15 protein-coding genes and 1 pseudogene are annotated in these 16,696 nt (G+C 65.2%); 10 read left to right on the forward strand and 6 right to left on the reverse strand.

Annotated elements, in window-relative coordinates; all coding sequences use genetic code 11:
* Window positions 1-72: 72 nt before the first annotated feature.
* The 3 genes from ATE59_RS04520 to ypfJ form a co-directional block, all read right to left on the reverse strand.
* Complete coding sequence (locus ATE59_RS04520) at window positions 73-1,533, reverse strand: helicase HerA domain-containing protein (RefSeq protein ID WP_058811358.1); 1,461 nt, start codon at window positions 1,531-1,533, stop codon at window positions 73-75.
* A gap of 70 nt (window positions 1,534-1,603) precedes the next feature.
* Window positions 1,604-2,881 (reverse strand): Xaa-Pro dipeptidase, encoded by a 1,278-nt coding sequence (locus tag ATE59_RS04525; RefSeq protein WP_003044296.1) that lies wholly within the window; start codon window positions 2,879-2,881, stop codon window positions 1,604-1,606.
* On the reverse strand, window positions 2,854-3,759 hold the full coding sequence (gene ypfJ / locus ATE59_RS04530; RefSeq protein ID WP_003044292.1) for a KPN_02809 family neutral zinc metallopeptidase: 906 nt from the start codon (window positions 3,757-3,759) through the stop codon (window positions 2,854-2,856). Before ypfJ ends, ATE59_RS04525 begins: the two co-directional genes overlap by 28 nt.
* 158 nt (window positions 3,760-3,917) lie before the next feature.
* On the opposite strand from ypfJ, the gene ATE59_RS04535 reads away from it, so the two are divergent.
* From ATE59_RS04535 to ATE59_RS04560, 8 genes and pseudogenes are all read left to right on the forward strand, one after another.
* On the forward strand, window positions 3,918-5,063 hold the full coding sequence (locus ATE59_RS04535) for a patatin-like phospholipase family protein (RefSeq protein ID WP_058811359.1): 1,146 nt from the start codon (window positions 3,918-3,920) through the stop codon (window positions 5,061-5,063).
* Window positions 5,064-5,100: 37 nt separating this feature from the next.
* On the forward strand, window positions 5,101-5,886 hold the full coding sequence (locus ATE59_RS04540; protein WP_003044284.1) for a 3-hydroxybutyrate dehydrogenase: 786 nt from the start codon (window positions 5,101-5,103) through the stop codon (window positions 5,884-5,886).
* A gap of 82 nt (window positions 5,887-5,968) precedes the next feature.
* Window positions 5,969-6,613: a DUF4893 domain-containing protein gene (locus tag ATE59_RS04545; protein WP_058811360.1), complete on the forward strand. Its 645-nt coding sequence runs from the start codon at window positions 5,969-5,971 to the stop codon at window positions 6,611-6,613.
* Window positions 6,614-6,656: 43 nt separating this feature from the next.
* Window positions 6,657-7,970 carry an amidohydrolase gene (locus tag ATE59_RS04550; RefSeq protein ID WP_058811361.1) on the forward strand — a complete coding sequence of 438 codons (1,314 nt, stop codon included), beginning with the start codon at window positions 6,657-6,659 and terminating at the stop codon, window positions 7,968-7,970.
* A 131-nt stretch (window positions 7,971-8,101) separates the two neighbouring features.
* Window positions 8,102-8,290: pseudogene (locus tag ATE59_RS18165) on the forward strand (helix-turn-helix domain-containing protein); the annotation flags it as partial.
* 204 nt (window positions 8,291-8,494) lie between these two features.
* Window positions 8,495-8,926 carry a hypothetical protein gene (locus tag ATE59_RS18170; protein WP_231292900.1) on the forward strand — a complete coding sequence of 144 codons (432 nt, stop codon included), beginning with the start codon at window positions 8,495-8,497 and terminating at the stop codon, window positions 8,924-8,926.
* Window positions 8,927-9,183: 257 nt separating this feature from the next.
* Window positions 9,184-9,360 carry a DUF465 domain-containing protein gene (locus ATE59_RS17505; protein ID WP_003044272.1) on the forward strand — a complete coding sequence of 59 codons (177 nt, stop codon included), beginning with the start codon at window positions 9,184-9,186 and terminating at the stop codon, window positions 9,358-9,360.
* Between the two features lie 69 nt (window positions 9,361-9,429).
* On the forward strand, window positions 9,430-10,416 hold the full coding sequence (locus tag ATE59_RS04560) for a TerC family protein (RefSeq protein ID WP_058811362.1): 987 nt from the start codon (window positions 9,430-9,432) through the stop codon (window positions 10,414-10,416).
* Between the two features lie 105 nt (window positions 10,417-10,521).
* Here the strand turns inward: ATE59_RS04560 and ATE59_RS04565 are convergent, their stop codons facing one another.
* Window positions 10,522-10,821, reverse strand: a complete 300-nt coding sequence (locus ATE59_RS04565) for a hypothetical protein (RefSeq protein WP_003044268.1) — start codon at window positions 10,819-10,821, stop codon at window positions 10,522-10,524.
* Window positions 10,822-11,027: 206 nt separating this feature from the next.
* Complete coding sequence (locus ATE59_RS04570; RefSeq protein ID WP_003044264.1) at window positions 11,028-12,620, reverse strand: isocitrate lyase; 1,593 nt, start codon at window positions 12,618-12,620, stop codon at window positions 11,028-11,030.
* A 137-nt stretch (window positions 12,621-12,757) separates the two neighbouring features.
* On the opposite strand from ATE59_RS04570, the gene ATE59_RS04575 reads away from it, so the two are divergent.
* Both ATE59_RS04575 and ATE59_RS04580 read left to right on the forward strand, forming a co-directional pair.
* A complete protein-coding gene (locus ATE59_RS04575; protein WP_058811363.1) occupies window positions 12,758-14,146 on the forward strand; it encodes a helix-turn-helix domain-containing protein in 1,389 nt (462 codons plus the stop codon).
* A 108-nt stretch (window positions 14,147-14,254) separates the two neighbouring features.
* The gene (locus ATE59_RS04580; protein ID WP_058811364.1) at window positions 14,255-15,583 is read left to right on the forward strand and encodes an HD-GYP domain-containing protein; all 1,329 of its coding nucleotides are present in this window, start codon (window positions 14,255-14,257) and stop codon (window positions 15,581-15,583) included.
* Here ATE59_RS04580 and ATE59_RS04585 read toward each other — a convergent pair.
* The gene (locus ATE59_RS04585; protein ID WP_058811365.1) at window positions 15,580-16,617 is read right to left on the reverse strand and encodes a mannose-1-phosphate guanylyltransferase; all 1,038 of its coding nucleotides are present in this window, start codon (window positions 16,615-16,617) and stop codon (window positions 15,580-15,582) included. The two genes, ATE59_RS04580 and ATE59_RS04585, sit on opposite strands and share 4 nt — an antisense overlap.
* Window positions 16,618-16,696: the final 79 nt, after the last annotated feature.

Here is a 16,696-nt window from a genome sequence, read left to right on the forward strand (position 1 = left end):
CTTTGCTTCGCGCCGCTTAAGCCGAAGCGCCGCGCCGCCGCAACCGTCAAGCGTGAGAGCGCGGGCGGCCGATCACTCGGCCTCGGTGCTGAGTCCCAGCGCCGGGATGCCGATCGACCGGCGTCCGCCGAAATCCGACCGCACCACCACCGCGCCCTGCCGCTCCATATATTCGACGAGGCGGCGGACCCGGCCCGGCGAGCGCGTGCCATAAGCCGCGCCGAGCGCATCGTCGTCGGGGCAGGGCGATCCCTCCATCGCGGCGCGCCCGATCAGCAGGAAGGGCGCGAGCATGTCGTCGGGCAGGCGCGCCGCCGCGTCGAGCAGGTCGTGCCATTGCGGCTCGGCGGGATCGAAGATCCCCGCCTTGGCGAGTGCGAAGCGGCGCCGGAACTGCGCAAGGTCGAGCGGCACCTGCCGCAGCTTCTGCATCCGGCAGCGCACCGAAAAATCCTGATAGAGAAAGGATTCGGCATGGAAACCGCACGCCGGGTCGGCGAGCATGTCACGCAGCGCCGCGATGACCACGGGTTCGGGATCGATCGCCGGTGCCGGCTCCGACGGCGGGCCGTCGTCGATGGGCGATGTGGCGGCTTCGGCGGGGACGACGAAGCGCTCCATCAACTCCTGCGCCGCGACCGGGCGTGGGGCCGGGGCGGGGGACGGCGCGGGTTGGGCGTCGAGATTGGCGAAGAGCCTCGTCTGCATGTCGGCCGGCTCGGCGCTTGGCAGCGGCAACAGGCTGTGCGTGCCCGCGCGCGTCGCGGTGCGTGTCGAGCCGATACGGATCGATACGGGCCGCCGCGTGATCGCGGGACCAAGGCCGAGGAAGCAGCCGCGGTCGAGGTCGCGTATCTGCTCGGCCTGGCGGCGCTCCATGCCGAGCAGGTCGGCGGCGCGCGCCATGTCGATGTCGAGGAAGGTGCGCCCCATCAGGAAATTGCTCGCCTCCGCGGCGACATTCTTGGCGAGCTTTGCGAGCCGCTGCGTCGCGATGGCGCCGGCGAGGCCGCGCTTGCGGCCGCGGCACATCAAATTGGTCATCGCCGACAGCGAGGCGCGCCGAACCGCGTCGGACACTTCGCCCGCCGCGCTCGGTGCGAACATCTGGGCTTCGTCGACGACGACGAGCGCCGGGAACCAGTGCGCGCGCGGCGCATCGAACAGGGCGTTCAGGAAGACCGCGACGCAGCTCATCTGCGCCTCGATCTCCAGCGTGTCGAGGCTGAGGACGACCGAGGCGCGATGTTCGCGGATGCGCGCGCCCATCGCCGCGATTTCGGCCTCGCTATAATCGCCTGCGTTGACGACGATGTGCGAATATTGGTCGGCGAGGGTGACGAAATCGCCCTCGGGATCGATCACGATCTGTTGGACGAGCCCCGCGCTTTCTTCGAGCAGGCGGCGGAGCAGGTGCGATTTGCCCGATCCCGAATTGCCCTGGACCAACAGGCGCGTCGCCAGCAATTCCTGGACATTGACATGAACGGGCCGCTGCGCGCCGTCGATTCCGATTTCGATGCTGTTGTCCACTGCGCAGCCCCTAACGAGGCGTCCGCGCCGTGACAACCGGGCTCGGCGCTCGGCGACGGCGCGCGCCGCGTCAGCGGATGATCGTCCCGCCTTTCATCACATGATCGATCCGTTCGAGGACGCGGATATCGGTCAGCGGATCGGCCTTCACCGCGATCAGGTCGCCATAGCGGCCCGGTGCCACCGCGCCGACATCGCTACGGCCCATTTCTTCCGAAGCGCGGCCAGTCGCGGCCTGGATCGCCTGCATCGGCGTCATGCCATAACGGACCATATAGGCGAATTGCCGCGCGTTGAGCCCGTGCGGATAGACCCCCGCGTCGGTCGCGAAGCCGATCTTGACCCCCAGTTCGACGGCCCGCCTGAACGCCGCGCGCTGCGTGTCGGTGGTTTCGCGATTCTTGCGCAAATATTCCTCGGGCCAACCCTCTTTCGTCCCGATGTCGTTGATGTAATCGCCGTTGTAGATGTCCATCGCAAGCCAGGTGCCGTGCGCCTTCGCCATTTGCAGCGCTTCTTCGTCGGCGAGGCTTGCATGCTCGATGCTGTCGACCCCGGCACGGATCGCATTCTTGATCCCTTCGGCGCCATGCGCGTGAGCCGTGACGCGTTTGCCGCGTGCGTGGGCGATCGTCACGACGGCGCGAAGCTGATCCTCGGTGAGTTCGGGTGCACCGGGTTCGGTGCCGATCGCCAGCACCGCGCCGGTCGCAATCGTCTTGATGAAATCGGCGCCATGATCGAGCAGAAAGGCGGTCTTGGCCGCCGCCTCTTCGGGCGTCGCGGCGACCCCCAGCCGCATATCGGGCGGGAGCTGGTCATTGGGGACGACGCCGTTGAGTTCGCCGCCGCCGCCGGGGATGGTGATATAGGCGCCCGCGACCCACATGCGCGGCCCCGGTACATCGCCGCGGTCGATCGCATTGCGGAGTGCGACATCGGTCAGCCCGCGATAGGTGCCGACGTCGCGCACGCTGGTGAAGCCGGCGTCGAGCGTCACGCGTGCGTTGCGCGCGCCGACGAGCGCGGTTTCGGCGGGCGAGGCCTTCATCGGTGCGGCAAGATCGGCGCTCTGCCCCAGATCGGCGAGGTGCGTGTGCAGGTCGATCAGCCCGGGCAGCACGGTATAGGCCGACCAGTCGACGACCTGTGCGCCGTCGGGCGCCTTGCCGCACGGCGCGACCGCGACGATATGCTCGTCGGCGATGGTGATGCACTGGCCGGTGCGAACGGTGTCGGTCAGCCCGTCGATCAGGCGCCCGGCCTTTACATAGACGCTTGCCGCCGAAGCGGGCGCGGATGCCGCCGCCAGCGCGGCGATCAGCGCGAAGCGTTGAAGGTGTCGCACTGGCGCGGATCTCCGGTTTCCAGGCCGCGGCGCAGCCAGCTCATGCGCTGTTCGCTCGTGCCGTGGGTGAAACTTTCAGGAACGGGACGCTGCCCGGCCGAGCGCATCAGCGTATCGTCGCCGATCGCGTTGGCGGCGCGCATCGCTTCTTCCATATCGCCGGGTTCCATCACCGGCTGACCGTCCTTCGTCCGCGCCCGATTGGCCCAAACGCCGGCGTAGCAGTCGGCCTGCAGCTCCATGCGAACCTGCAGTGCATTGCCCTCGGCCTGCGACGATCGCGCCTGCATCTGGCGAACCTTGTCCGAAATGCCGGTCAGCGTCTGGATATGATGGCCGACCTCGTGCGCGACGACATAGGCCTGCGCCGCATCGCCGGCGGCGCCGAAGCGGCTGGCCAGTTCGTTGAAGAAGTTGGTGTCGAGGTAGACCCCTTGATCGGCAGGGCAGTAGAACGGGCCCATCGCGGCCTGTGCAGCGCCGCAGCCCGACCGGTTTTCGTCGGTGAAGAAATTAAGCGTCGGCTTGCGATAGCCGTCGACAAGCTGCCCCCAGACCTGATGCGTGGAGCCGAAGACGTTGCAGGCGAATTTCTCCGCCGCCGTGTCGCAGGCAACCCCCTGCGGTGCGCCGCGGCTTTGTGCCATCGGGTCGGCGCTTCCGCCCCCGGTGCTAAGCAGGCTGGCGCCGGGACCGAGAAAGACGAAGGCGAGCACGCCGAGCAGCAGGATGGTCCCGCAGCCCATCTTGCGTCCGAGCAGCATCGGCAGCAGGCCGACGAGCAATCCGCCCATGCCGCCGCCCCCGCCGCCGAATCCGCCCCCGCCGCGACCGAGATCGCGAATGTCGTCGCCGGGATCATAATCGTCGAGGCGCATGCCTGTCTCCGCCATCAAAGCCTTGTCGTAAAACGGTTGTGGCAGCAGCACCCCGCAATTGGAAGGGGATTCGCGCTGCACAGCGCCCTTGCATTGTTCGCTGTTGCGGCGCACAAAAGACGCGGGTGCCGACCCAGAAGAGGATCGTTTCCGAGTCCATGCCTCGCCGCGCTGCCCGAGCCGCCCTGCCGCTTCCCGACCTTGTCGTGCTCGTCCTGCAAGGGGGCGGCGCGCTTGGCGCCTTTCAGGCGGGCGTTTACGAAGCGCTGATCGATCTGGGGATCGAACTCGATTGGATCGCGGGCATTTCGATCGGGGCGGTCAACGCCGCCATCATCGCGGGCAATCCGCGCGACGAAGCGGTCGGAAAGATGCGCGCCTTTTGGGAGGGCGTGTCGTCGGCGCTGCCCTCGCTACCGGTGGTCGACAATGATGCGGTGCGTGAGTGGGTGCATCTGGGCGCTGCCGCACAGGTCGCGAGTTTCGGGGTGCCGGGATTTTTCGTTCCGCGCATCCCGCCGCCGCTTTTCGCCGAACGGCAAACGCCTGCCGCGGTCAGCTATTATGACACGACGCCGCTGATCGCGACGCTCGACCGGCTGATCGACTGGGATCGGCTCAACACGGGCAATGTCCGGCTTTCGGTCGGCGCGGTCGCGGTCGAGACGGGCAATTTCCGTTATTTCGATACCCGCACCGACCGGATCGACGCGCGGCATATCATGGCGTCGGGTGCCTTGCCGCCGGGACTGCCGCCGATCGAGATCGACGGGCATTGGTATTGGGATGGCGGGCTGGTGTCGAACACGCCGCTCGAGCATGTGGTCGAGGCGGCGCACGAGGATATGCTCGTCTTTCAGGTCGATCTTTTCCCGGCGCGCGGCGATCGTCCGCACGATCTGGAAGAGGCCTGGTCGCGCGAAAAGGATATCCGCTATTCGAGCCGTACGCGGCGCATTTCCGACGGGCTGGTACGGCGGCGCAAGGAGCATGCGTTGATCGACCGGATGCTGGCGAAGCTGCCGCCCGAGGCGCGCGATCTGCCCGAGGTCAAGGCGGTCCAGAAGATGGTCGATTGCAAGGCGCTGAACGTCGTGCAGCTCATTCATCAACCGCCCGCCTGGCAAACCGGTGCGCGCGATTTCGAATTCTCGCGCTCGACGATGGAGGCCAATTGGGCGCTCGGCCGCGCCGCGGTCGAAGCGGCGATGAAGGACGGACATCTTCTTGCCGAAAGCATCGCCGAAGGGCGATCGGACAGTTTCGCGGTGCAGGCCGACCTGCTGCGGCCCAAGGCCGGCTAACCGCCATCATTATCTCCCCCCGAAGAAAGGATTATTTATGCGACTGCAAGGCAAGACGGCTCTCGTCACGGGATCGACGTCGGGCATCGGCCTCGGCATTGCCAAGGCGCTCGCCGCCGAGGGCGCGAACATCATCATCAACGGCTTCGGCGAAGAGGCGGCGATCGAAGCCGAACGCGCGGCGCTGCAGGTGCTGAACGGCGGCAAGGCCGCCTATGATGGTGCCGACCTGACCAAGCCCGACGAGATCGAAGCGATGTTCAAGCGCGCCGACAAGGACATGGGCGGCGTCGACATCCTCGTGAACAATGCGGGCATGCAATATGTCGCGCCGGTCGAGGATTTCCCGGTCGAAAAATGGGACATGATCATCGCGCTCAACCTGACCGCGGCTTTCCACACCATCCGCCATGCGGTTCCGGGGATGCGCAAGAAAGGATGGGGGCGGATCATCGGGACCGCATCGGCGCACTCGCTCGTCGCCTCGCCGTTCAAATCGGCCTATGTCACCGCGAAGCACGGCCTTGCGGGCCTGACCAAGACGGTTGCGCTGGAAGTTGCCGAAGCCGGCATCACCGTCAATTGCATCAGCCCGGGCTATGTCTGGACGCCGCTCGTCGAGAACCAGATCCCCGATACGATGAAGGCGCGGCACATGACGCGCGAGCAGGTCATCAACGACGTGCTACTCGCTGGTCAGCCGACCAAGCAGTTCGTGACGGTCGAGCAAGTGGCCGCGATCGCCGCCTTCCTGACCCGCGACGAGGCCGCGAACATCACTGGCGCCAATCTGAGCGTCGATGGCGGCTGGACCGCCGCCTGAGGGCGCTTGCGCGCGTCCCGCCCTTGAGCATTCGTCCGTCGCCTCCTAAGGGTTAACCAAAGCCGATCAGGAGAGACGGAGAATGCGGGGTCGCACTACGCTTGTTTCCACCCTGGCGCTGGGGTTGACCCTTGGCGCCTGCCAGACCGTGCCTGCCATGCCGCCTTCGGCGGCCGACGCCCCTGCGTCCGCAGGAACGTGGCGCGCGACGGCGACCGATCAGGACAAGGAACGCATACGCAGCTGGTACAAGAGCTGGCAGGCGGCGCTGACCGATGCGCGCGCGAAAGGCTATGGCGCCGAAATCGAGCGCGAGGGCGTTTTGCTCGAGCCGATGGCGGCGCTGCCCAATCCGCACATTCCCGCCGGCGATTACCGGTGCCGGACGATCAAGCTCGGTACGCAGGGGCGCAGCACGCTCGCCTATATCGCTTATGACTGGTTCCGGTGCCGCATCGCCGACGAGCAGGGCATCGCGAGCTTCGTCAAGCTGACCGGATCGCAGCGTCCCGTGGGCCTGATCTTTCCCGACAGCCTGAACCGGCAGGTCTTTCTGGGCACGTTGCAGCTTGGCGACGAACGGCTGGCCATCGATTATGGTACCGACCGCATGCGCGATATGGCGGGGCTGGTCGAACGGATCGACGACAATCGCTGGCGGCTGGTGCTGCCGGCGCCGGCCTATGAATCCTTGCTCGACGTGATCGAGCTGGTTCCCGCAAACTGACGGAAAGATTTGACGGGCGAGATTGACGGACAAAGGGGGATTTATGCGGATTTTGTGGACGGGCGTTGCGGCACTGGCGCTGACGATGCCGGCGGCGGCGCAATCGCTGGGCGATCAGGTGCAGCAGCAGATGCCTTCGTTGATGGCGATCTACAAGGATCTGCACGCCAACCCCGAACTCAGCTTCATGGAGGTGCGCTCGGCCGGCATTCTCGCCACCGAAGCGCGCAAGCTCGGCTTCGATGTCACCGAAAAGGTTGGCGGAACCGGCGTCGTCGCCGTGATGAAGAACGGCCCCGGTCCGGTGGTGCTGGTGCGCGCGGACATGGACGGATTGCCGGTGACCGAACAGACGGGCCTGCCCGGTGCGTCAAAGGTTCGCGTGACCACCAAGGAAGGCGTCGAAACCGGCGTGATGCATGCGTGCGGCCACGATACGCACATGACGTCGTGGATCGGCACCGCGCGGCTGATGGCGGCGAACAAGGATAAATGGTCGGGAACGCTGGTGATGATCGGCCAACCCGCCGAGGAGCGCGGCGCGGGCGCGCGGATGATGCTCGAGGATGGGCTCTATACCCGCTTTCCGAAGCCGCAATATGCGCTCGCCTTCCACGACGCAGCGCAGTTTCCGGCCGGAGCGATCGGCTACACGCCGGGCTATGCGCTCGCCAATGTCGATAGCGTCGACATATTGGTAAAGGGCGTCGGCGGTCATGGCGCCTATCCGCAGGCAACCAAGGATCCGATCGTGCTGGCGAGCCGGATCGTCACCGCGCTGCAAACGCTCGTGTCGCGTGAAATCAGCCCGCTCGACAGCGCCGTCGTCACCGTCGGCAGTTTCCATGCCGGCGCGAAGCATAATATCATCCCCGACGAGGCGCGACTGCAGTTGACGGTTCGCAGCTATACCGACGAGGTGCGCAACCATCTGCTCGACGGCATTGCGCGCGTGGCCAAGGGCGAAGCGATCGCCGCAGGCCTCCCCGACGACAAATTGCCGGTGGTCAGCGTCGAAAAGGACGAATTCACGCCCTCGACCTTCAACACCCCCGATTTTACCGAGGATATGGCAGCGTTCCTGACGACGCGCTTTGGCGACAAGCGCGTCATCAAGATGCCGCCGGTCATGGGCGGCGAGGATTTCGGCCGCTTCTCGCGCGATGACAAGGACATCAAGAGCCTGATCATCTGGGTCGGCGGCGTGCCGCAGGCCGAACTCGATGCGGCGAAGAAGGAAGGGCGGACCCTGCCCAGCCTTCACTCGCCCTTCTGGGCGCCCGACGCGCCCGCGGTCATCTCGACCGCGACCGAGGCGCTGACGTCGATGGCGATGAAGCTGATGCCGAAGGGGTGATCGGCGGATTGGGGCCGACGCGCTGACCTGATTCGGGCGGCTCGGTCGCAGGCATGATCGGCCTGGCCCTAGCGCCATTTCCCAAATAAATTGGGATGGACCTGTCGGTGGCGCTGTGGTGAGCAAAATCCATGTCTGCGAATGACCCGTTTCCCGGCTTGTCTGCGCGTCTTACCGACCGGGAAGTGGAGGTTTTGCGCCTGTTGGTCGCCGGGCATACAGTCAAGACCATCGCGGCGCGCCTGGGGCGTTCGGAAACCTCGATCAATGAGCGCCTGCGCTCCGCCCGCCGCAAGACGGGGGTCGGCAGCAGCCGCGAATTGGCGCGCCTTCTCGACCTCCAAAAAACTTGTGACGAAAATATCGATCTTCCGAAACCGCCCTCCGATGTGGAGCCGTTGGCGCACACCGCAGCCATCGGGGTTCGCGGTTCGAAAGGATTGATCGCCATGCTCTCTGCAATATCCCTGGCCGCCGCCGGATTGATGTTTGCGGCCGCCCCGTCCGCCGACCAACCGGGTTCCTTGAACGCCGCCCATGATACGGCATCGCGTTCCTTGCCGCTGGTCGGAAGCTGGTCGCTGGACGCATCGCAGTTGCCCGAAAAAGAACGGCCCCGGCGGGTGACGATCAGCTTCCGGCCAGCGCAGGACGGCAAGTGGACGACGCGCGTCGAAATCGTTGCGCCCGATGGCTCGGTCAAATATTCGGAATCGACCGCCGCGCTCGATGGCGTCGCCGTGCCGATCACCGGCAATATGGGGTTCATCGACACCGTCGCCCTGCGTCAGCCGGCACCGGACACATTGGTAATGACTTTGGGCAAGGCAGGCACCCGGGTATCGACGCGGGTCTATACCGTCGCCAAGGATCTGAAATCGATGACCGAAACGATCGTCTGGTCGAGCGACAATAGCCAGAAGCTGGAAACCACGCATTTCAATCGCGTCGAGTGATCGACGCGTAGCGTCCCGTCGCCGGCAGGCGTTCTCCCAAATGTCCCCGGGAGGACTTGCAAGCGGCGGGGCGCTATCCTACATTTGAAAAGTGCGGGCCGGGCCCCTCTGGCGTCGGCGGGATATTTCCCGCCACGTGATGTCGGACCGCATCGGGTGACACCGATGCCTTGGCGGCCCATCCTCCCCCCTACCAAAGGGCCCGGCATCGGCGTCACCTGTTTTGAGCAATCTCAATCAGGAGGCGCCTTATGTCCATGAATACCCACATTTATCGATTGACCGTGCTGCACCGCAAGCTCGACGACGCCGTGCGTCGCGAGCGCGGACGGCGTGGCGGCGATCCGTTTCGCCTGTTGCGGCTGAAGAAGCTGAAGCTGGCGGTCAAGGATCGCCTTGCCATGCTCGCGCGGCGCCCGGCCTTCGGCCGCTAATCATCGATAATCCATGATATGGGCGCGTCGCTTGCGAGCGGCGCGTCCCTTCTTTTGGGACGGACGCATATGGAATTTCTGTTTTCCGACTGGCTCGGTACGCCGGTCTGGTTCTGGGCCGCCTTCATCGGCCTTGTCGTCGCGCTGACCGCATTCGACCTTGGCATCCTGCACAAGGAAAACAAGGAGATGGGGATCGGCGAGAGCCTGAAGCTCTCGGCGCTCTATATCGGTATCGCGCTGGCCTTCGGCGCCTGGATCTGGGCGGAGAAGGGCGGCGAGGCAGGCCTGCAATATTACACGGGCTTCTTCATCGAGAAGGCGCTGTCGATCGACAATATCTTCGTCATCTCGCTGATCTTCGCGACTTTTGCCATCCCCGCGCGCTATCAGTATCGCGCGCTGCTGTGGGGCATCGTCGCGGTGATCGTGCTGCGCGGGATCATGATCGCGGGCGGCGCGGCGCTGGTTACCGAATATGAATGGCTGCTCTACGTCTTCGCCGCCTTTCTGGTCTTCACCGGCGTCAAGATGCTGTTCGCGAGCGACAAGCCGATGGACGTTGCGGGCAATCCGGTCGTCAAATGGCTGTCACGGCACATTCCGATCACGCCCGATCTGCATGGCGAAAAATTCTTCGTCCGCACGATCGACAAGAAGAGCGGCAAGCTCGCGCTCGCCGCGACGCCGCTGTTCCTGGCGCTGGTGGTCATCAATCTGGCCGACCTCGTGTTCGCGGTCGATAGTGTGCCGGCGATCTTCGCGATCACGACCGACACCTTCATCGTCTATACGTCGAACATCATGGCGATCCTCGGCCTGCGCGCGCTCTATTTCGCGCTCGCCGCCATGGTGCACCGTTTCCACTATCTGAAATATGCGCTGGCGCTGGTGCTCGTCTTCATCGGATCGAAGATCTTCGTTGCCGACTTCCTGCTCGGCGGGGCCAAATTCCCGCCGCTGATCAGCCTGGGCGTCACGGTCGCGTTGATCGCGGGCGGCGTGCTCTGGTCGCTCGTCAAGACGAAGGACGGCGACGCATCGGCGTCGACATAGGAAGCGTGCGGGCCGCTTCTATCCCCAACGGGGGGTAGAGGCGGCCCGAATTGCAACCTGCATGGGAACTCCGGCAGAAAATGCCGGAGCAGCCAGCGGACCGGATCATATCGACAGGACGAGCGTGTCTTCGTCCTTTGGCGCCACGGGCTCAAAGGCCGGGAGCGGGTCGAAGCCCTCGTCGACCAGCTCGGTCTGCGCCAGTCCATCGAGCTTGAAATGGCCGAGCCGGCGCTCGTCGTCGGAGCGCCAATTCTTGTCGAGGTTGAGCGCGCTGACGAACAGCGCGCCGTGGCGTTCGAACATCAGATGCGGCGCGAGGCGCATCACATTGCCATTGTAGCGCGCGGTCACGGTTCGCTTGCGCGCGATGGCTTCCATCAGTTTCAGTCGGGTATCGTTCATGGGGAGATGCCGTTTGTGGGGGGAGGGATTTTTCTATTTCCCCCATAATGCACGCAAATCGGCGGGATACAAGGCCAATAGGGTAAGTCACCGTATCCAGACAAAAATGCCCGCCGGACATCGATCGACGTCCGGCGGGCAGGCTTTCCTCCCCAGGAAAGCTCGGAAGGCGCGGGGGGCAACGAAAACCCCCGCGCCAAACTGGGTCAGGCGGCGAACTGGTTCATCGTATTGTCCTTGCCCGCGGCCTTCAGCGCGGCTTCGCCGGCGAAATATTCCTTGTGGTCGTCGCCGATGTCGCTGCCTGACATGTTCTGATGCTTCACGCAGGCGATGCCCTGGCGGATTTCCTTGCGCTGGACGCCCTTGACGTAGCCGAGCATCGCTTCGTCGCCGAAATATTCCTTGGCGAGATTGTCGGTGCTGAGCGCCGCGGTGTGATAGGTTGGCAGCGTGATGAGGTGGTGGAAGATGCCCGCCCGCTTCGCCGCGTCGCGCTGGAAGGTGCGGATGCGGTTGTCGGCTTCGATCGACAGCTCCGTCTCATCATAATCGGCGCTCATCAGCTTGGCGCGATCATAGGCGCTGACGTCCTTGCCTTCGGCCTGCCAGCTGTCGAACACCTGCTGGCGGAAGTTGAGCGTCCAGTTGAAGCTCGGCGAATTATTATAGGCGAGCTTCGCATTGGGGACGACTTCGCGGATGCGATCGACCATGCCGGCAATCTGTTCGATGTGGGGCTTTTCGGTTTCGATCCACAGCAGGTCGGCGCCGTTCTGAAGGCTGGCGATGCAGTCCATAACGCAGCGATCCTCGCCGGTTCCGGGGCGGAACTGATAAAGGTTCGAGGGCAGGCGCTTCGGGCGCATCAGCTTGCCGTCGCGGTTGATCAGGACGTCGCCGGGGTTGCCCGCGCCTTCGACCTCTTCGCAGTCGAGGAAGCTGTTATACCGGTCGCCAAGGTCGCCCGGTTCCTTCGAGAAGGCGATCTGCTTGGTCAGGCCCGCGCCGAGGCTGTCGGTGCGCGTCACAATGATGCCATCCTCGACGCCGAGTTCCATGAAGGCGTAGCGGCAGGCGCGGATCTTCGCGATAAAGTCTTCGTGCGGCACGGTGACCTTTCCGTCCTGGTGACCGCACTGCTTTTCGTCCGAAACCTGATTTTCGATCTGCAGCGCGCAGGCGCCGGCTTCGATCATCTTCTTGGCGAGCAGGTAGGTCGCCTCGGCGTTGCCGAAGCCGGCATCGATGTCGGCAATGATCGGCACGACATGCGTTTCATGATTGTCGATTGCGGCCTGAACCTGCTTGGCCTTGAGTTCGTCGCCCTCGGCGCGCGCGGCGTCGAGATCGCGGAACAGCATGCCGAGTTCGCGGGCGTCGGCCTGACGCAGGAAGGTGTAGATTTCCTCGATCAGCGCCGGGACGCTGGTCTTTTCGTGCATCGACTGATCGGGCAGCGGACCGAATTCGCTGCGTAGCGCGGCAATCATCCAGCCCGACAGATAGATGTAGCGGCCCTTGGTGGTGCCGAAATGCTTCTTGACCGAGATCATCTTCTGCTGCGCGATGAAGCCGTGCCAGCAGCCGAGCGACTGGGTGTAGTTGGCGGGATCGGCGTCATAGGCGGCCATATCGGCGCGCATGATCCGCGCGGTGTAGCGGGCGATGTCGAGGCCGGTGCGGAACTTGTTCTGGGCGCGCATGCGCGCGACGCTCTCGCCGCTGATGCCGTCCCAAGTGCCATCATAGTCGCGGATGAGGCGGCCAGCCTGTGCCATGTCTTCCTGATAACCCATCGTCATATCCTTGTGAGAGGTGATGGTTGGATGGTGGCGAAAGTGCCGCCGAAAGTGAAAAGCTTTGTCAATAATATTTGTGAAATATGGCCATCAGGTGTAAATTAGCGTGTAAATCGGTAAAGAAAGTTACAATTATGGCGGAGCGGCGGGTGTTTGCAGGTCCGGCGGTGCGCAAGGTCCGGCGCGAAGCGGCAATGACGCAGGCGGCGATGGCCGAGGCGCTCGATATTTCGCCGAGCTATCTCAACCTGATCGAGCATGGTCAGCGGCCCCTGTCGGCGACGGTGATCGTGCGCCTGGCCGAGCGTTTCGGCTTCGATGCCGCGAAATTGGGCGCCGAGGACGTGCCCGGCGGGCTTGCAGGCCTGCGGCGGCGGCTTGCCGATCCGCGCTTCGCCGATCTCGGCATCGGCGCGCAGGAGGTCGATGAATGGCTGCAGACTGCGCCCGCGACCGCCGCGGCCTTTGCGCGGCTGTTCGACGCAGCGCCCGAGGGGCGCGCGGGAGTGGAGGGCGATGCCCCCGAAGTGGCCGCGGTGCGCCGCGCCATCGAGAAATGGCGCAACCATTTCCCCGACCTCGACGCCCGCGCCGAGGAACTGGCCGATGAACTGCGCCTTGCGGGCGGCGATCTTTACGGCACGATTTCGGAGCGGCTGCGCACGCGCCACCAGCTTGGCATCCGCATCCTGCCCGCCGATGTCATGCCCGACCGGCTCCGCTGGCTCGACTGGCATGCGCGGCAATTGATGCTGAACGAACTGCTGCGCCCTGCAAGCCGGACCTTTCAGGCGGCGGCGACGCTGGCGCAGATCGAGGCGAAGGACGAGATCGATGCGCTGATTGCCGGCGCGGAATTTGCCGAAGCGGCGGCGGCGCGGCTGTTCGAGCGGCACCTGATCCAATATTTCGCGAGCGCGCTGATGATGCCCTACGGCCGCTTCCTGCGCGCCTGTGATGCGACGGGTTACGATCTGCTGTTGCTCCAGCGCCGCTTCGGGGCAAGCTTCGAGCAGGTGGCGCATCGCTTGACGACGCTGCAGCGCGTGGGTGCGCGCGGGCTACCCTTCTTCATGCTGCGCATCGACCGCGCGGGGCAGGGGAGCAAGCGCTATGCCGGCGCGAGCCAGTCGCCGCTCGTCGACGGCGATGCGCGCTGTCCCTTGTGGGGCGTCCACGAAGCGTTCGCGCGCCCCGGCGAGGTGGTCGCCGATCTCGTCGAACTGGAAGACGGATCGCGCTGGTTCACGCAGAGCCGCAACGTGGCGGCGCCCGGCGCGACGGGGGGCGGGACGCCGGCGCGGTTCGCGGTGTGCGTCGGCGTCGATGCCAAGGTTGCGGCGCCGCTGATCGCCGCGCGCGGCCTGGACCTGATGCGCAGCGCCGCGACGCCGATCGGCCTTGGTTGTCGTCGCTGCACGCGGACCGGCTGCGTCCAGCGATCGGCGCCGCCGATCGGTCGCCCGCTGCGCTTTCGCGAGGGCGAACGCGGCGTGAGCGCCTTCGATTTTGCGGGCGATTGAGTTTCCGTCCCAAAACGGGGCAGCGCATATACGCGCTTTTAAGAAAGTCTTCCTACCGACGAAAGTTGGCATCGGGGGGATGCCAAGGACCTGTTGGGACCGCGCGTTATGTTGGTTCGGATAAAGCCCGAAGAGGCTCAGATCGGGATGTTCGTCCACGGCTTCGAAGGCTCGTGGTTCGATCACCCATTTTGGCGTCGGCATTTTCGCGTCGAAACGATGGAACAATTGCTGCGTATCCGCGCCTCCGCAATCGACGCGCTGATCATCGACAAGAGCCGCAGCGACATCGATGAAGCGACGGACGCGCCGTGGCCCGAGTCGGTCGCGGCGAAACTTCCTGCGCGTCCCCAGCCATCGCGCGCCGCGGCACGGCCGATCGCCTGGCCCGAGCCCATGGTGCCGCCGCCTCCGCCGCCGCGCGACGAACCGCGCCAGCGCAAGGGCTATGCCGCCGAATGCCGCCGCGCGCGCCGCGCCATCGAACGGTCGCGCGAAGCGGTCAGCGAAATGTTCGAGACGGCCCGGCTGGGCCGCGCGGTCGAGGCGCGGCGGATGGTGCCGCTCGCCAAATCGATCGGCGCCTCGATCGAACGCGATCCCAAGGCGTTGATCAATCTCGTCCGCCTGAAGGAAAAGGACCAATATACCTATCTCCATTCGGTGGCGGTGTGCGCGCTGATGATGAATTTCGCGCGGCATCTGGAACTCGATGAGCGCGTCGTGCAGGATCTGGGCGTCGCCGGACTGCTTCACGATGTCGGCAAGATTGCGATTTCGGACGACATTTTGACCAAGTCCGGGGCGCTGTCGGATCTTGAGCGCGATTCGGTGCGCGGGCATCCGGCGGCCGGCCACCGATTGCTCGCCAATTCGAAGGATGTTCCCGAGGCGGCGCTCGAAGTCTGCCTGCGGCACCATGAGAAGGTCGATGGCGCTGGCTATCCCGATGGCCTGTCGGGCGAGGCATTGTCGCTGTTCGCGCGGATGGGGGCCATCTGCGACGTCTATGACGCGGTGACGTCGAACCGGCCCTACAAGGACCCGTGGACGCCGTGCGAGGCGCTGACCGAAATGCAGCAATGGCACGGGCATTTCGATAGCCGTCTGCTCGAACAATTCGCCGACAGCCTGGGCATTTATCCGGTCGGGACGCTGGTGCGTCTGTCGTGCGGCGAACTGGGCGTCGTGACGGGCAGCGCGGGCGACTATGCTGAGGATGTCATGGTGCGCATCTTCTTCGATTGCGAGACGCTGACCGAAATCGCGTTCCACGACCGCGCTATCGGGCCATCGGCGGATAATCCGCGTATCGTCGGACGCGACAGCCCGACCTTCTGGCGCTTCGCCGACTGGGACGCGATGCGCCACCGGATATTGGCGGTGCAGGTCGATATCCTGCCCGCGGAGGGGGATGGCGCGCGCCTCGCGCCCTAACCGCGCGCCTTGGCGGCGGCGCGGACGTCTTGCGAGCGGTTGAGCGGCATGACGAGAATGTCGTCGCCGTCGACGATGACCGCGACGCCCTCCATCCCGACGAGCGACACGCGCTTGCCGCCGGCGCGGACAAGATTGCCGTGGCTGTCGTGCAGGAACGCGTCGCCGCTGACCGCGTTGCCGTCGGCATCCTTGCCGCCGGCGAGGGCGTGGACGGCCTGCCAGCTTCCGAGATCGGACCAGCCCATCGTCACGGGGACGACGGCGACGCGGTCGTCCTTTTCCATCACCGCATAGTCGATCGAATCGGAGGGCGCGGCGGCGAAGGCGTCGGCGTCGGCATAGAGCGCGTCGCCGTCATAACGGCCCGCAGCGACGGCGCGGTCGGCGGCTTCGAAGATCGCGCGGCAATGGGTGAGCATCGCATCGCGCATGCGGCCAGCGCGAAACAGGAAAATGCCCGCGTTCCAGCTATAGCCTCCTTCGGCAAGCATAAGTTCGGCCTCGGCCAGCGGCGGCTTTTCGACGAAGCGGGCGACCGCGAAACCATCGTCGCCGAGCGCGGCGCCGCTGGCGATATAGCCGAAGCCGGTTTCGGGGCGGTCCGGGGCGATGCCGAAGGTGACGAGCCAGTCCTGCTGCGCCAGATGCGCGCCCTTGGCGATGGCGGCGTGGAACGCGGGAACGTCGGCGATGATATGGTCGCTGGGCATGACGAGCAGCAAGCTGTCGGCGTCGGCGCGCGCCACCGCAAGCGCGATGGCGGCGGCGGTGTTGCGCGGCATCGGTTCGACGAGCAGCGCGGCCTCATGATCGCCCATCTGGTCGCGCACGGTCGCGACATGGCCTGTCCCGCACAAGATCACCGGCGGTGTGAAATGCGCCCCGGCGGGGGTGCGGGCGACGGTCTGCCGGAACAGGCTTTCGGAGCCGGTCAGCGGCAGGAACTGCTTGGCGCGATCACCGCGCGATTCGGGCCAGAGGCGGGTACCCGCGCCGCCGCACAGGATGATCGGTTGAATTTCGGTACTCATCCCTCGGCTCTATCCTCTGTCAGTCGCGCGGTCATCCCCGAATAGGGTCCGGCGCGAGTGTAAAATTAACCGACACTTC

Origin of the sequence: Sphingopyxis sp. A083 (genome assembly GCF_001468495.1) — a bacterium.
Lineage (GTDB): Bacteria > Pseudomonadota > Alphaproteobacteria > Sphingomonadales > Sphingomonadaceae > Sphingopyxis > Sphingopyxis terrae.

What these genes read in the sequence shown, in the direction of transcription:
- ATE59_RS04550 (WP_058811361.1), top strand. Translation starts at nt 6,657, where the DNA reads ATGCGGATTTTGTGGACGGGCGTTGCGGCACTGGCGCTGACGATGCCG.
- ypfJ (WP_003044292.1), bottom strand. Translation starts at nt 3,759, where the DNA reads ATGCGCCTCGACGATTATGATCCCGGCGACGACATTCGCGATCTCGGT.
- ATE59_RS04545 (WP_058811360.1), top strand. Translation starts at nt 5,969, where the DNA reads ATGCGGGGTCGCACTACGCTTGTTTCCACCCTGGCGCTGGGGTTGACC.
- ATE59_RS04570 (WP_003044264.1), bottom strand. Translation starts at nt 12,620, where the DNA reads ATGGGTTATCAGGAAGACATGGCACAGGCTGGCCGCCTCATCCGCGAC.
- ATE59_RS04580 (WP_058811364.1), top strand. Translation starts at nt 14,255, where the DNA reads ATGTTGGTTCGGATAAAGCCCGAAGAGGCTCAGATCGGGATGTTCGTC.
- ATE59_RS17505 (WP_003044272.1), top strand. Translation starts at nt 9,184, where the DNA reads ATGAATACCCACATTTATCGATTGACCGTGCTGCACCGCAAGCTCGAC.
- ATE59_RS04585 (WP_058811365.1), bottom strand. Translation starts at nt 16,617, where the DNA reads ATGAGTACCGAAATTCAACCGATCATCCTGTGCGGCGGCGCGGGTACC.
- ATE59_RS04535 (WP_058811359.1), top strand. Translation starts at nt 3,918, where the DNA reads ATGCCTCGCCGCGCTGCCCGAGCCGCCCTGCCGCTTCCCGACCTTGTC.
- ATE59_RS04565 (WP_003044268.1), bottom strand. Translation starts at nt 10,821, where the DNA reads ATGAACGATACCCGACTGAAACTGATGGAAGCCATCGCGCGCAAGCGA.
- ATE59_RS04540 (WP_003044284.1), top strand. Translation starts at nt 5,101, where the DNA reads ATGCGACTGCAAGGCAAGACGGCTCTCGTCACGGGATCGACGTCGGGC.
- ATE59_RS04575 (WP_058811363.1), top strand. Translation starts at nt 12,758, where the DNA reads ATGGCGGAGCGGCGGGTGTTTGCAGGTCCGGCGGTGCGCAAGGTCCGG.
- ATE59_RS04560 (WP_058811362.1), top strand. Translation starts at nt 9,430, where the DNA reads ATGGAATTTCTGTTTTCCGACTGGCTCGGTACGCCGGTCTGGTTCTGG.